Source organism: Ensifer sp. SL37, assembly GCF_026672675.1.
GTDB classification, from domain to species: domain Bacteria; phylum Pseudomonadota; class Alphaproteobacteria; order Rhizobiales; family Rhizobiaceae; genus Ensifer; species Ensifer adhaerens.
Genome location: NZ_JAPPRN010000001.1, coordinates 1,328,025 through 1,342,067, shown reverse-complemented (window position 1 = coordinate 1,342,067; position 14,043 = coordinate 1,328,025). Strand labels below are relative to the sequence as shown.

Genomic DNA, 14,043 nt, shown 5'->3' with positions numbered 1-14,043 from the left:
CGCCGCAAGTATCAGTCGGCGACGAAGTCGTCGGGTGCGACAGATCCGATGTTGTAGCCCTCCAGCTGCGCGGTCATGCTGCCGCGCCGCGGGAAATGCAGGATGGTCGCCGTCCCCGGCGTGACGGGGACGACGCGCGACGGGGGAAGATCGAGGAATTCGTGGCAGGCGGCGCGCACCACGCCGCCATGGGCAACCACGAGCAGGTCCCCTTCGGTGCGCGACATCCAGTCATGCACACCTTCGGCCACGCGGCCGCGAAAGGCGCCCCAGGTTTCGCCGTTGGCCGGCGTGAACGTACCGGCGCGCCATGCGGCATATTCTTCCGGCCGCTCGGCGATCAGATCCGGCTTGCGCCGTCCCGTCCATTCGCCCATGTCCAATTCGCGGAAGCGCTCGTCGGTCGGCGCGTCCGGGTGACCGATGAGGGCGACCGTCTGCCGGGTGCGGCCGAGATCGGAGGCGATAATGCGAACCGGCTTCAACGCCTTGGCGTAGGGGCGGAACCGCCTCACCTGCGCCACCCCACGCTCGGACAGGAGCGAGTTGTCCTGTCCCTGGAGCCGTTGTTCGGCGTTCCACTGGGTTTCGCCGTGGCGCATGAGGATGAGCCTCATTGTTGGATCCTTTCTCCGGTGGCGGCGAAAACCGCATCGGGGGTGCGAATGAAGGAAAGGGGGATCGGCTCCCCCGGTGTGGCGGTGAAGTAGCTGTCGGCCATGGCCGTAACGCGCAGGTCGCCGACCATGGCGGTCACCATGGTTCGCCCCGCGATCGGTGCTGCTTCGGCAAAGCGGGCCATAAGCGACGGTGCTCCGGCGACCGCGCCGACGCTGACGTCTTCGGCACGGTAGAGCAGTTGCGCATCGTCGCGGCCGGCCGCCACGGAAGCCGGCGCGAGCACCATATCGCCGAAGACGAGGCCGTCGCCGGCGCGGTGCACCGGTATCAGGTTTGCCGGCGGCGTGCCGAGGAAGGTCGCAACGAAGGTGGTCTGCGGATTGCGCAGGAGATCGATCGGCTTGCCAAACTGTTCGACGCGGCCGTTGTTGAGCACGGCGACATGGGTCGCCATGGTCATCGCCTCGACCTGGTCGTGCGTGACGTAGACCGATGTCGCCCCCGTCGCCCGGTGGATGCGCATCAGCTCGCTGCGCATCTCGATGCGCAGCTTGGCATCGAGGTTCGACAGCGGCTCGTCGAACAAAAGAATGCTCGGCTGTGGCGCGATCGTGCGGGCGATCGCCACGCGCTGCTGCTGGCCGCCGGAGATCTCGGCCGGATACCGTTCGGCAAGCGTGTCGATGCCGAGAAGCGAAAGCACTTCCCGCACACGCTGCTCGCGCTTGTCGCGCGGCCATCTGGCGACCTTCAGCGGCCAGGCGATGTTGCCGGCGACCGTCATGTGCGGCCAGAGCGCATAGCTCTGGAACACGAGCCCGGCGTTGCGCTTGCCGGCGTCGGCAATGACGCCGCCCGCGCCGCTCGATACGGTCTGCCCGACGAAGGCGATTTCGCCTTCGCTCGGGCTTTCAAGCCCGGCCAGCATGCGCAGAAGGGTCGACTTGCCGCAGCCCGAGGGGCCGACGAGCACGAGAAAGGATCCCGCCGGTACCGAGATGTTGACGTCCTTGACGGCGGTAAAGGCGCCAAAGCGTTTGACGAGGCTGCGGATCTTGATGGCGTCCGCAGTGCCGGTTGCTAAAGCATTCATGGTGCTTTCCATTTCTGGACACGGTTCTGCAGGCTGTGGGCCACGAAGGAGGCAGCCAGGCAGACGACGAGGATGACGAGGGTGATGGCATTGGCGAACTGCAGGAAGCCTTCCGCAGCATAGCGATAGGCGACCATGCTCAAGACCGGCGAGGTGGCGGTGAACAGCAGCACGACCAGCGAGAGATCCCGCACCATCTTGACGAAGACGAGGATCGCGCCGGCAAAGAGGCCCCGGATCGCGAGGGGAAAGATGATCGCGAACAGGCGACGGATCAGTCCCGCACCCGTCAGCCGGGCGCTTTCCTCGATGTCGGCGGAGATCTGGCCGAGCACCGACCGCCCCGACTGCACGGCAAAGGGCAGATTGTGCGCCGATGCCGCGATGACCAGCAGGGCGAAGGTGCCGTAGAGCGAAGGCAGCGGCCCGATCGGCGCGCCGAAGAGCGCGATATAGGCCGCGGCAAAGGCGATGCTCGGCACCAGAAGCGGCAGGAAAGCAAGCTGGCTCAGCAGCGTCGCGAGCAGGCTGCCGCGGCGCTGGACGATGGTATAGGCCAGCCCAAGACCGAGCAGCATCGTGGTGAAGGCGACGACCAGCCCGAGACGGATCGTGTTCCAGATCGCGTCGATCAGCACAGGATTGCGGAAGATACCCGCCTGCCCCTGCGCCATCTCGCCGCCACCTTCGCCGATCCAGAAGTGCAGCGTCCAGTTGGAAAACAGCGCGCCGCTCTGCGGTGCCAGGCTCGACGCGGCCAGCACGAGGACCGGCAGCACCGTTGTCAGAAACCCGATGATGACGGCGATGGCAAAGAATGGCCAGCGCCAGGCGCCAAGCGGGAAGCGTTTGGTCCGCCCGCCTTTGCCGGTCACCGTGATGAAGGCCTTGCGACCGGAGACGATACGATCGGAGAGCCACAGGAACAGTGCCGACACTGCAATGAGCAGCAGCGCAAGCACGAAGCCGCGTTCGTTCTGCCCGGTCTCGATCATGCCGAAGAGACGGGTAGAAAGCGTCTGCATCCGCACCGGCAGGCCGAGCAAAGCGGGTGCCGCGAAATTGGCGACGGCACCGGCGAAGGTCAGCGATGCCGCGGCAATCAGCGCCGGCGTGACCACCGGCAGGATGATGCCGAAGAAGATGCGCGGGCGCTTGGCGCCGGCCATCTGGCCTGCCTCGACGAGATCGGCGCCGACCGAACTCAAGGCCGCGGCGATGATCGTATAGGCGAGCGAATAATAGTGCGCGATCAGCACGATCGCCGTCGGGATGAGTCCCCAGGCGAGCCAGTCGGGAATGGCAAGGCCGCTGGTCTCGAAGAAGCCGGCCGAACCGCCGAGACGCGAGTTGCGAAACAGCGTGCCCCAGGCAAGGGCTGCGGCAAAGCTCGGGATCATGTAGGGCAGCGACGCCATCAGGCCGAGGAAGCGGCGGCCCGGCACGTCCGTCAGCACCACAAGCCAGGCAAGGAAGCCGCCGATGAGCAGGCAGCCGGCGCCGACGCTGAAGCCGAGGATCATGGTATTGAGGAGCGGCCGCCACCAGAGGTTGGCCGAGAGCGGGCTGGCGAGCACGGCCTTCCAGGCCGCGATGCCCTCAGGCGTCAGCGTCGTGAAGAGGATGCGCAAGAGCGGAGCGACGACCAGGATCGCGACGATGGCGACGAGAATTGCCGGCAAGAGGAAGCCCGATCGGAGCAGCCGGCTGCCCGATGGTGCGGATATTGATAGGGATGTCATGTCAGAGCCTCGGCGTCTGTCGGCACGCGTTTTTGGAAAAGCGTGCCGACAGACGGTTTCCGTTACTGGAGCGTGATGATCAGGTCGGCAATGCGCCCGCGCGCGGCGGCCGTCTTTGCCGGGTCGATCGTCCAGGCCTTTAAGTCATCGAGCTTCACCGAGTCCGGATGGTGGGCGATGGTCTTGCGGGTCGCGTAGTCGCCGGGAACGTTGAAGGGCTCGAAGCCCGCCCCGCCGGTCGGCGTATCGTCGCCGAACATGAAGTCGATCAGCAACCGAGCGGCCGCCGGATGCGGCGCCTTGTCGGCGACCGTCAGTACCGCCGGAAACAGGATGCCGTTGGCCGGCTCGACATTGTTGGCGATCTGCAGCGCCCAGCCCTCCTTCTCGTTGTCACGACGGTCGGAATAGGTGCCGAAACCGACCGGCGGGCTCTTGGCGTTGACGTCACCCACCGACTTGTTGAGCACGTCGCTGTTGGGAACCAGGATCAGGTCGTTGGCGAAGAGGTCCTTGATGAACTGCTCACCGGCGCCCTGAAGATCACCTTCAACTTCGATATCCTTGCCGAAATGCGCCTTGTAGGCGGCGGCCATTTCGTCCGGATGCAGCGCGATCTCGGTCAGGAGATCGAGAAGTTCGCCACGCTGGCTCGGGTCGACCATCAGCACCCTTCCCTGCCATTCCGGCTGGGTGAGCTGCCAGAGATTACTGACGGGCGAACCATCAGGAAACGCCTTCTCGTTGTACATCAGCACCTTCGTCGAGAGGCGCTGGGTCAGGAGCGGCGCCTTGTAGCGATCCTCCAGTTCGTTCGCGACCCGCGGCGGGACATAGTTCACGATCCGCTTCCCCTCCAGAAGCTTGGTGAACACGACAGGTGTGTCTGCAATATAGAGCACGTCGACAGCATGCACGCCGGCCTGTTGCTCCGCTTCGACACGCGCGATCTGCTTGGTCGAACTCATGTCGAGGCCGATGAGGTCGATGCCCGGATAGGTCTCTTCGAAGGCCTTCTCGATCTTGGCTATGCGGCTCGAAAGCGAGAAGACTGTAACGCTTCCCTCCTTCTGTGCGAGCGGCAGCAGTTGCTGCGGCGTCAGCCCGTCGAGATCGGACGCCATCGTCAAGGATGGCAGTGCAAAGCATGCGGCAAGTGCGGCACTGGTCAGTTTTTTCAGCATTTCGTTCTCCTCCCTTTATAGTTCCCCGCTAGAGCATTCTGCCTTCAAGTGGGATCACTTGCGGGCGGAAAGATGCTCTAGAATCAAAGTATTAGAACGTCCCTTGTGCGTTCCTGTGAACGCAGGCGCTCTAGTCGAAGTCGTTGAACAACTCCGACAGCTTCTCCAGCCTGCCGATCACCTGCCCCTGGTGGCGGCCGGCGATCGTCAGCACGATGGCGTTGACGATCGCAAACGGGATCGTCGGTGTCTGAAATTCGCTGCCCGAGCGTCCCCTCGGCGCTGCAAGCATCAGATCGGCAGCGGGCTCCATCAGCGGCCCGACCAGATCGGAAACGAGGATCGAGGGCGCACCGACCCGTGTCGCATGCCGCATCAGCGGGGCGTAGCTTTGCGGCTGTTTACGAAAGGCAAGCGCCACGATGAGGTCGCCTGCCTCCATGCTGACCAGGCGCTCGGCGATGTCCCGGCCGCGCCCCGTCAGCTGGATCGTGGTCATGCCGAAGCGATCGAGGCGACGCTGCAGGAAGCCGGCCACGGATTGCGCATGCCCCTGCCCGAAGATGAAGACGCGACGTGCGGAAAAAATCATGTCCGCGGCCCTGTCGATATCCGTCTGCTCGACGGACCGGGCGAGCGTTTCGAGCGCGCTGATCTCGGCCGCAATCAGATCTGTCAGGTAGTCGCCATGCTCGACCTTCGAGACCGAGCGGCGCATGCGGTTGGCCGCGTCCTGGTCGTCCAGCACCTCGCGCTGCAGCTGCGCGCGAAGATCCGGAAAGCCCTTGTAGCCAAGCTTCTGCGCCAGCCGGGTGGCGGTGGCCTCATGAACGGAGGCGCGCTGGGAAAGCTGCGGGCCCGACAGGAACGCGGCCTCCGCCCGGTTTTCCAGCATGGTGGTGATCAGCTTCTGATCCGCATCGGTAAGCCGCCTGGAATGCGTCTTAATGCGATCGAGTATCGTCATGACGTCCCCGCAAGTTCATTTGCAGGATCCATCGTTCCTGCAATTTTCCGTGCCGTCAATAATGGCAATGCAAGAATCTTTGCAAGGGTCTGCAATGGGTGATGCCTCCTGTCTGCAGATGGGGTCCCGGCCCTGCAGGTTACCGGCTAGACGCCCCAACAAACCTACCTGCGCGTGCTCCATGCAGGACAACCTGCAACCTGTGCGTTTGCCCAACAGATTCTTTGCAAAGCACCGCAAACCGATGCCGCCGGCCGTGATTGCGCCGGACGAGCTAAGTCCCTCGAACGATTGCTCCTCCGATTTCGGCGCTCTCTCCACGCAACCCACACACGGCCTCAACGAATCCTGTGCCTGCCGGTTGCACCGCTGATTGCAGAGAAACTCCGAGAACCACCATGAGCGATCCCCAAACGACAGACCTTACCTTCGGCCCAACCCCGGGCAGCCGTCCCAGGAAACGGGAATGGGCGATCGGAGGCTTCAGCTGGCTTCTGACGAAACACATGTTTCTGGCGGTGACGGCCACCATTGGGGTGCTGACGTCGGGATCGTTCATTTAAATGTACGTCCTCTATCTGACGCACCCCGACGCGGTCCTCGAGCCGGTCACCCTGGTCGAGCTCCTGGTTATGGCCGCAGTGCTCACCGTCAGCCTCATCATCGCTGCCATCATTGGCGGTCGCCTCAGCCACCGGATCGTGAACGCACTGGTGCTCATCCGCGATGCCGCAAAGGCGATCGCGATGGGAAATTTCTCCACCCGCGTGCCCGTTCGATCAAGACGACTGGGGGAGGTCGACGATGTGATCGACCATTTCAACCGGATGGCTGAACTGCTGGAGAACGCAGAGAAGGAGTTGCAGTACCAGAACAACGCCATTGCCCATGAGCTGCGAACGCCGCTGACGGTGCTGCGGGGCCGCCTGCAGGGAATGCGCGACGGCGTCTTCAAGCCAACCACCGAGCTTTACGATGGCTTGATCGGTCAGATCGATCACCTGACCGGCATCGTCGAGGATCTCCGCATCCTGGCGCTCTCGAATGTAGGGCGGCTGGAGCTCCGGTTGGAGCCAGGCGACATGGGCGAAGAGGTCGAGACCGCCGTAGCCGCGATGCTCGGCGAGTTCGACAAGGCCGGGATGCCGGTATCGCTCAACCTCAGTCGGGCGCCGATGATGCTTGATCGCGGCAAAGTGCGACAGGCCTTGCTTGCGATCATGCACAATGCCACCCGCTATGCGTCTGGAAGCCGGCTCTCCATCGTGGCGAAGATGAGAGGTTCGGAGGCAATCTTCCAATGCCAGGATTCCGGCCCTGGTATGTCCGACATCGACATCGAGCACGCGTTTGATCGGTTTTGGCGCGCGGATGACTCCCGATCCCGGGCGAGCGGCGGCAGCGGTCTCGGCCTGTCGGTGGTTCGCGCGATCGCCGAGGCCCATGGAGGTTCGACCAGCGCGAGGCGAAACGAGTTCGGCGGCATGACCTTCGAAATCGCCTTGCCGACAGACTGCGGGAGCAGAGGCTCGCAAAGCGTACTCTCTCCATGAAAACCGGATGAACTCTGCGCGGAACCTGCAAGCAGATGAGGCAAACCGATCGCATTGAACGGGCCGGACCGGTCCGCGACAATAAAGGAAACGATCGATGACACTCAACTTCAAGACGGCCGCGCTTGCTCTCAACGTTGCCGCAGCCGCTTCGACCGCACAGGCCGCTGATTTCAACAATTCGGGCGTCGACTTTGCCAATGTGGATCGTTGGACGGGGGCCTATGCGGGCGGCCACATCGGCACCGGCTCCTCGAACCAGAAGGGCAGCAAGAACAAGATCAACGGCGGCGTCCAGGTCGGCTACAATCAACAGTTCGGCGATTTCGTGATCGGTGGTGAGATCGAGGCGGCGCGCGCCGGCGGCTTGCAGTACCAGGTTGGCAAAGGCGGCGCCTTGCAGCAGACCTGGAGCGGTACGGCCAGGGCCAAGGCGGGCTACGCACTCGACAACGTGTTGCTTTACGGCACGGTGGGCGTCACCACCGCCCGCTTCGAGGGCAAGGGCACCGTAACCTCACGCGATCGCTGGCACACGGGCTGGACCTATGGTGCGGGCGCAGAGATGGGATTTACCGAAAACATCTCCGGCAAGGTCGAATATACCCAGACCCGCTTCAACGGCGTGGACTCCACGATCGGTGGCGTGAAGGGCTCGAACAATCTGGTCAATCACGCGATCAAGACGGGCCTGAACTTCCGCTTCTGATCTCGACACGCCCGGTTGTACTGTCCCCTAGCGCCGGTCGGGCGAGCAGCAACACTTCGCCAACCGGCGGCGCCTCGGCAGGCGCAGACTTCCTCGCTTCGGGTATTCCGCGGTTCCGTACAGGGCGCACGGCTCTGTATCCGCTGCGCTCCACACCGGGGAGTTGCAAGATCTAGTCACTCGAACACGCCGATCAACGCCCTGCCGTTGGCCGCCGCCAGCCGGGCATTGTCGCGGTCGTTCACCCGCCCCCCCGGGGACCACTGGAGAGTGAAATCTCCAGCGCCTCGGGCGGGGCGGGACGAACGCCCGCCTAAGTCACGCGAGAAAATCGAGCTCGCGCCCAGCCCGGATCGGGCGGGTTACTCCTCGATGTCGACCTTGTCGAAGCGATGCGAGCCCAGAGGCTCCATCACGTAGTTCTTCACCTTTTTCGACATCGGCAGCACGACGGTGGAATGTGCGATCGGAACCCAGGGCGCCTGATCGCTGATGATCGCCTGGGCCTCTTCGTAGAGCTTCGTCCGCTCGCCCTGGTCCGAGCTGGCGCGGGCCTTCTGGAAGATCTCATCCAGCGGCTTGTAGCACCAGTTTGCATTGTTGCTGCCGCCGACGCCTGAGCAGCTGAAGAAGTAGCTGAGCAGGTTGTCGGGGTCGCCATTGTCGCTCGTGCCGCCGAGGATGATGGCGCCGTCGCGCGCCTTGTCCCGCGACTTCTTGAGGTATTCGCCCCATTCGTAGGAGACGATCTCGACACCGATGCCGACCTTGGCAAGATCCGCCTGCATCAGTTCCGCGGCGCGGCGGGCATTCGGCATATAGGGGCGGCTGACGGGCATTGCCCAAATCTTCATCTTCAGATCCTTGACGCCGGCCTCGTCGAGAAGCTTCTTGGCCGCTTCAGGATCGTAGCCATAGCCCTCGATCCCGCCGTTATAGCCCCACATCGTCGGCGGCAGGACGCTCTTGGCGATCTGGCCCATGCCCTGATAGACGGACTCGACGATCGCCTTGCGGTCGATCGCCATGTTGATGGCGCGGCGCACCTCCAGCTTGTCGAATGGCGCCACCAGGGTGTTCATCGCCAGATAGGAAACGTTGAGGCCCGGTTGCTCCATGACGTTGAGGTCCGGATTTGCCTTTAGCTTGGCGATATCGGCCGGTGCCGGATACGGAGCGATGTGGCATTCGCCCGCCTGCAGCTTCTGCATGCGGGTGGTCGGGTCGGTGGTGATCGCGAAGATGAGATTGTCGATCTTCGGCGCGCCATCCCAATAGTCGGCATTGGCGGCAAAACGGATCGCAGCGTCCTGCTGGTAATCGACAAAGCGGAACGGTCCGGTGCCGACCGGCTTGCGATCGAGGTCCTCGCGCCGCCCGTCTGCCGCCAGCTTGTCGGCATATTCCTTCGACACGATCGAGCCGAAGTTCAGCGCGAGCTTGGACGGCAGTGACGCATCCGGCTGGTTCAGTACGAACTTGACGGTCCTGTCATCGACCTTGACGATCTCCTTGATCGCCGCCGGCATCTCCATCGCGTTGAACATTTCCCAGTTCGCGCCGGCGAAATAGCTATGCCACGGATCGTCCTTGTCCATCTGGCGGTTGAAGGTGAAGAGCACGTCGTCTGCATTGAAATCACGCGTCGGCGTGAAATCGTCCGTCGTCTGGAACTTCACGCCCGCGCGCAGTTTCAACGTGTATTCGAGATTGTCGGCGGAAATGGTCCAGCTTTCGGCAAGGCCCGGGACGACATTGGTGGTGCCGGGCTCGAATTCTGTGAGGCGGTCATAGACCGTCTCGGCCGACGCGTCCCAGGTGCTGTTAGCCGAGTACAGTGCCGCGTCGAAGCCTTCCGGCGCGCCTTCCGAGCAATAGACGAGCGTCTTTGCCATGGCCGGCGTCAGCGCGGCGCTTGAAAGCATGGTGGCAGCGAAGAGCGTTACAAGGGTGTTGCGCGTCCGCGCGAATTTCACGTTCATTGGTCTGTCCTCCCTAAAGGAATGGAATGCGAGTGCCGGCCGATGGCGCCGGAAGGATCATTCGGCCCTGCCGGCCGTGGTGCCGAGCCCGCGGCCGGGGGTCCAGACCGAATCCGGCGTGGTCCAGAGCACGTCGTTGCGGATCAGCTTCACCAGTTCGCTCGCCTGAAGATCGAGGAAACGCTCGCCCTTTGCAGCCGTTGCGCTGCGCGGATCGCCCCAGGTACCGGTAACCGGCGCGCGCTCGGAGAAGGAATAGAAGCGCGACACGTCCGCCGGGACGTCGACAGGGTGCTGCTGGTTACCGAAAGCCTGACCGAACATCTCGGTCTTTACCGCGTCCGGCACGATCGCCAGCATGACAGAGGCCTCACCTTCGCAGGCATGGTGGGCGCCGGTGTCGACTTCGAAGATCTTTGATGCCTCCTCCGTCGCCAGCATCCACGGCGTCGTCGCGACGATCGGCATGGCGAACTCGACCGCCAGTTCGCGCACGGCGACCGCCAGCGGATCCATGTTGCCGCCGTGACCATTGACAATGAACAGGCGCTGGAAGCCGAGCGTCTTCAGCGAGCGGACGATGCAGCGGAGGACGCGGCTCAGCGTATCGTAATCGAGCGTGATCGTGCCGCCGAAGGGCAGGTGATGTTCGCTCATGCCAGTCCACAAACCCGGAAGAACGGCGACCGGAATGTCATCGGCCACCAGCCGGGCAGCGCGGATCGCGGCTGCCGATGCGCTCGCGGTGTCGGTGATGACTGGCAGGTGCGGGCCGTGCTGCTCCAGCGAGCCGATCGGCAGGATTGCAAGCGCCCCCGGTTTGCCCGCAATTTCGCGCAGGCTCGGCGCGGTCATGCGCGCCCATTCAACTTCCTTGGTCATGTCAGGCCTCTTTCATGTCATCAAAGCAAATTCTGTTCGCCGCCTCGCCGGCGACCGGCGCCGTCTGGCGTCCGCGGGCATCGACCCGCAGGGTCACCGCGCGCCCATCCGATTGCCGCAGGCTGACGAAAGGCGTCGAGCAGCGTTGGGTCAGTCAATCTCATCTCCGGCAAGCGGCGGGATCGCGAAAAGGCGGTCCCGATTGGCAAGCGCCGCCCGATGGCGGCGGCTACAAATTTGCACAGTCGGAAATATCAATCAAATTATTTTTCCTATAAGAAAATTATATTTCTCAAACTATCGAAATTGCGCATCAAATGGCACAGGCCGCACCGCGCCGTTCCGGCGGCTGGGCCGGCGGGCGCGGATCTGGCGCGTCGTCTGCGCTTTCACGTCTGCGCCAGGTGACACCTGACATGGCGGGCGCTCTCGCTCAGGCGCCGCAGCACCTGGCCCGCCTCGCAGCCGCCGCCAATCCGGTCGCACCTCTGCTTGTAGAAGCAGCCGTCCGGCAGATGGCGGTTGTTGGGAAGCTCGCCCGCACGCACCTGCGCAACATCCGGCAGCGGGCTCTCGAAGCTCGGCGCCGCCGCCAGAAGCGTCTGCGTGTAGGGATGGCGGGGATTGCGCAACACTTCGTCGGCCGGGCCGGATTCGACGATCTGGCCGAGATACATCACCGCGACGTCGTCGCAGAAATGGCGCACCAGCGCGACGTCGTGCGAAATCAGGAGATAGGTGAGCCCGCGCTCTCGCTGCAGCTTCAAGAGCAGATTGATGATCTGCGCCTGTACCGAGACGTCGAGCGCCGATGTCGGCTCGTCCAGCACCAGCAGCTCCGGGTCCGTGCTGATCGCGCGGGCAATGGCGATGCGCTGGCGCTGGCCGCCTGAAAACTCGTGCGGCAGGCGATCGAGGTGTTCCGGACGGACCCCGACGGCGACGGCCAGTTCCTCGGCCTTCTCATGCAGTTCGGCCCTGCTGTGCCCACCGCGAATGTGCAGCGGCTCGCTGATCAGCCGCCAGACCGGCAGGCGCCGGTCGAGCGAGGATTGCGGATCCTGAAAGACGATCTGCATCTTCTGCCGCAAGGCGCGCTTTTGTTTGCCCTGAGCCTTCTGAAAATCCTCGCCGTCGATCGCCACCCTGCCCTGTTCAAAAGGCGCAAGCCCGATGATCGCCTGGGCGAGCGTGCTCTTGCCGCAGCCTGACTCGCCGACGATGCCGAGGCTCTTGCCGGCGCCGACCTCAAGGGTCACGCCATTGACCGCATGCACATAAGACGTGGGCCGCCCCAACCAGTTGCGGGAGGCCGGGAAGCGGACATGAAGGTCGGAAACCTCGAGCACCGGCCGCGCTATCGTACCAACGCCTTCGGTCATTGCCGGCCTCCCTGCTCTACGAGTTCGGTCGCCACACCGCGACGCCAGCAGGCGACCTGCTGGCCGCTGGCCCCCACCAGTTGCGGAGACCGGGTTCGACATTGTTCGACTGCTTCCTTGCATCGCGGCTGGAAGTAGCAACCCGCCGGTGGGTGCAGAAGGTTCGGCACAGCGCCAGGGATCGCTTCGAGTTCCTGCTTCGGCGCGACCCGCTCCGGCAGGCAGCGCAACAGCGCCTGGGTATAGGGATGCTGCGGCGTTTCAAGGACCGTCCGCGTCGCGCCGTGCTCGACGATCCGCCCGGCATACATCACGTAGAGCCGATCGCAGAGCTGCGAGACGACGGCGACATTGTGCGAGATGAAGATGACTGACGTGCCTGTCCGGCGCGCCCGGTTCTGGATCAACCGCAGGATCACCGCCTGCACGGTAACATCGAGTGCAGTCGTCGGCTCGTCGGCGATGATCAGGCCGGGGTTGCAGGAAAACGCCATGGCGATCAGCACCCGCTGCCGCATGCCGCCGGAGAGTTCGAACGGATAGAGGTTCATGACCCGCTCGGGCTCGCCGATCAGCATGTCGGCAAGAATGTCCCGCGCCACGCGCCTTGCCTCGGCGAGATCTATTTCCTCGTGGCGCATGATGACGTCGGTCAGCTGCTTGCCGATACGGATCGTCGGGTTCAGCGCGTTCATCGGTTCCTGGAAGATGGTCGAGACCACCTTGCCGCGCAGGTCCTGCAACTGATTGTCGTCCATGGAAAGCGTGCTGTGGCCAAAGAGCCTGACGGTGCCACCGGTGATGCGGTAGCGTCCCTTGGGCAGGAGCCCCGTTGCCGCCATCGTCGTCACCGACTTGCCGCAGCCGGATTCGCCGACAATACCGACGATCTCGGCCTTGCCGACGCTGATCGACACATCGTCAAGCGCCTTGACGGCGCCGCTGAAGGTTGGAAACTCCAGCGAGAGATTGTTGATGGCCAGCGCCTGGCCGCGTGGTTCTGCCGTTCCCATCGTCATCATCTGCCCCTCAAGCGCGGGTCGAGCATATCGCGTATGCCGTCGCCGACGAGATTGCACCCCATGGCCGTGATCAGGATCGCCAGGCCCGGGAAGGTCGCGTACCACCATTGGTCGAGCATGTAGCTGCGGCCGCTGCTGACGAGCGCGCCCCATTCGGCGGTCGGCGGCTGCGCGCCGAGGCCGATGAAGCTGAGGGCGGCTGCAATCAGCACGACGCCGCCGAGATCGAGGGTCGCCTGGACGATGATCGGCGACATGGCGTTTGGCAGGATATGCCAGCGCAGGATGTAGAACGGCGAGGCGCCAAAGGTGCGCGACGCCTTGACGAAGACCTGCTCGCGCAGCGACAGCGTCTGGCCGCGGGCGAGGCGCACATAGGCGGGGATGCGTACGATCGCGACCGCCAGCATGGAATTGAACAGGCTTGGGCCAAGAGCCGCGGCCAGCGCCATGGCGAGCACCAGCGCCGGCAGGGCGAGCACGACATCCATCAGCCGCATGATGGCGGTATCGACCCGACCGCCGACGACGCCCGAGAAGCAGCCGATCAGCACCCCGACCGACATCGAGATCAGGACGATCATGAAGGCGGCGCCGCAGGAGGCCCTTGCCCCAAAGATCACGCGCGAGAACAGGTCGCGGCCGACCTCGTCGGTGCCGAACCAGTGCGCCGCACTCGGTGGCAACAGGCGCGCCGTCAGCGACACCTTGTCCGGATTGTAGGGCGCGATCACGGGTGCGGCGACGATCATCACGAGGACAAGCAGGATGATCGCGACGCCGACCAGCGTCAGCGGGCTGCGGCGGCTGAGGTACCAGAAATAGCGCAGCCGCTCGGAAAAGGACTTGGTCCTGCGCATTGCTGCATTCGACGCGGCAGGCTCTGTCGGCATGACGGCGGACATG

At 63.9% G+C, this 14,043-nt stretch carries 12 protein-coding genes; 2 read left to right on the top strand and 10 right to left on the bottom strand.

What is annotated here, in order from left to right; genetic code table 11:
* Positions 1-11: 11 nt before the first annotated feature.
* The 5 genes from OVA00_RS06050 to OVA00_RS06030 form a co-directional block, all read right to left on the bottom strand.
* The gene (locus OVA00_RS06050) at positions 12-617 is read right to left on the bottom strand and encodes a histidine phosphatase family protein (protein ID WP_034801808.1); all 606 of its coding nucleotides are present in this window, start codon (positions 615-617) and stop codon (positions 12-14) included.
* Complete coding sequence (locus OVA00_RS06045; protein WP_060584557.1) at positions 614-1,714, bottom strand: ABC transporter ATP-binding protein; 1,101 nt, start codon at positions 1,712-1,714, stop codon at positions 614-616. Before OVA00_RS06045 ends, OVA00_RS06050 begins: the two co-directional genes overlap by 4 nt.
* Entirely contained in the window at positions 1,711-3,456 is a 1,746-nt protein-coding gene (locus OVA00_RS06040; protein WP_268088349.1) for an ABC transporter permease, read from the bottom strand. The genes OVA00_RS06045 and OVA00_RS06040 overlap by 4 nt, the downstream gene beginning before the upstream one ends.
* Positions 3,457-3,518: 62 nt before the next feature.
* Positions 3,519-4,640 carry an ABC transporter substrate-binding protein gene (locus tag OVA00_RS06035; RefSeq protein WP_060529786.1) on the bottom strand — a complete coding sequence of 374 codons (1,122 nt, stop codon included), beginning with the start codon at positions 4,638-4,640 and terminating at the stop codon, positions 3,519-3,521.
* 130 nt (positions 4,641-4,770) lie between these two features.
* Positions 4,771-5,607 (bottom strand): MurR/RpiR family transcriptional regulator, encoded by an 837-nt coding sequence (locus OVA00_RS06030; protein WP_063891251.1) that lies wholly within the window; start codon positions 5,605-5,607, stop codon positions 4,771-4,773.
* Between the two features lie 563 nt (positions 5,608-6,170).
* Between OVA00_RS06030 and OVA00_RS06025 the strand changes: the two genes are divergently transcribed.
* Together OVA00_RS06025 and OVA00_RS06020 are read left to right on the top strand one after the other, a co-directional pair.
* Positions 6,171-7,160, top strand: a complete 990-nt coding sequence (locus OVA00_RS06025) for an ATP-binding protein (RefSeq protein ID WP_268088348.1) — start codon at positions 6,171-6,173, stop codon at positions 7,158-7,160.
* 97 nt (positions 7,161-7,257) lie between these two features.
* A complete protein-coding gene (locus tag OVA00_RS06020) occupies positions 7,258-7,869 on the top strand; it encodes an outer membrane protein (protein ID WP_268088347.1) in 612 nt (203 codons plus the stop codon).
* Positions 7,870-8,231: 362 nt separating this feature from the next.
* Here OVA00_RS06020 and OVA00_RS06015 read toward each other — a convergent pair whose 3' ends face one another.
* From OVA00_RS06015 to ddpC, 5 genes are all read right to left on the bottom strand, one after another.
* Positions 8,232-9,851, bottom strand: a complete 1,620-nt coding sequence (locus OVA00_RS06015; RefSeq protein ID WP_442780445.1) for an ABC transporter substrate-binding protein — start codon at positions 9,849-9,851, stop codon at positions 8,232-8,234.
* A 57-nt stretch (positions 9,852-9,908) separates the two neighbouring features.
* A complete protein-coding gene (locus OVA00_RS06010) occupies positions 9,909-10,733 on the bottom strand; it encodes a creatininase family protein (RefSeq protein ID WP_060584563.1) in 825 nt (274 codons plus the stop codon).
* A 389-nt stretch (positions 10,734-11,122) separates the two neighbouring features.
* Complete coding sequence (locus OVA00_RS06005; RefSeq protein ID WP_268088346.1) at positions 11,123-12,115, bottom strand: oligopeptide/dipeptide ABC transporter ATP-binding protein; 993 nt, start codon at positions 12,113-12,115, stop codon at positions 11,123-11,125.
* Positions 12,112-13,137, bottom strand: a complete 1,026-nt coding sequence (locus OVA00_RS06000; RefSeq protein WP_113506394.1) for an ABC transporter ATP-binding protein — start codon at positions 13,135-13,137, stop codon at positions 12,112-12,114. The genes OVA00_RS06005 and OVA00_RS06000 overlap by 4 nt, the downstream gene beginning before the upstream one ends.
* Complete coding sequence (gene ddpC, locus OVA00_RS05995; protein WP_060520890.1) at positions 13,134-14,042, bottom strand: D,D-dipeptide ABC transporter permease; 909 nt, start codon at positions 14,040-14,042, stop codon at positions 13,134-13,136. The genes OVA00_RS06000 and ddpC overlap by 4 nt, the downstream gene beginning before the upstream one ends.
* Position 14,043 lies beyond the last annotated feature (1 nt).